The sequence below is a fragment of the Mesorhizobium sp. M1A.F.Ca.IN.020.04.1.1 genome (assembly GCF_003997315.1).
GTDB lineage: Bacteria > Pseudomonadota > Alphaproteobacteria > Rhizobiales > Rhizobiaceae > Mesorhizobium.
Genome location: NZ_RZSN01000413.1, coordinates 1 through 672 on the forward strand (window position 1 = coordinate 1; position 672 = coordinate 672).

At 57.0% G+C, this 672-nt stretch carries 1 protein-coding gene; it reads right to left on the reverse strand.

Features of this window, described 5'->3' with window-relative positions; translation table 11 throughout:
- The coding region (locus tag EOA49_RS32280) for an ATP-grasp domain-containing protein (protein ID WP_127243614.1) at nucleotides 1-672 on the reverse strand (672 nt) is incomplete at both ends.

The window sequence follows — 672 nt, forward strand, 5'->3', positions numbered from 1 at the left end:
TCAGGAAGTAGAGCCCGCCATGCTGCGACATTCGAATGCCGTCTGCGCAAATTCCATTCGTCGCCGATGACAAGCTTGATGTGCTCGCTGATGAGATCGATGCCGTAAGCCAGCTGAACCGAGAGAGGACCCCCGGAAAGACGCGGATTGACTTCAATGACGACTGGGCCACGCCTCGTCCACCGGAGCTCAATGTTCGTTGGCCCCCAGCCAAGGTCGAGAGCCCGCAAACAGCGCAACGAAAGATCGGCGATACGCCTATGCTCGTCATCACTCAGCGGGGCTGGGCAGATGCACTGATGAAAGACGAAATGCGGTGGCGGGCTGAAGTCAGCAGCGGCAATCCCAATGACCTCATTTCCCATTATATGAGTGCAATAATAGGGGCCTTGTGCGAATTCTTCGACCAGGATTGGGAAAGACTGCGTAAGGTCCCCGCCCAACAGATGGTTCGTGTGTTCGGCCACCTCTTCGACATTGCGGCACAAGCGGACACCGATGCTGCCGCTGCCGATGGCTGGCTTAAGAACTACCGGCAGCCCGACCTCCGCTGCAAAGCTTTGAACCTCCGTCGCATTCGCTGCCAAGCGATAAGCAGGCATTGGAACATCGGCCTCCGCGAGGAGCTGACGTTGAGTGTACTTGTCGCAGCATCTTTCAATGGATATGGGG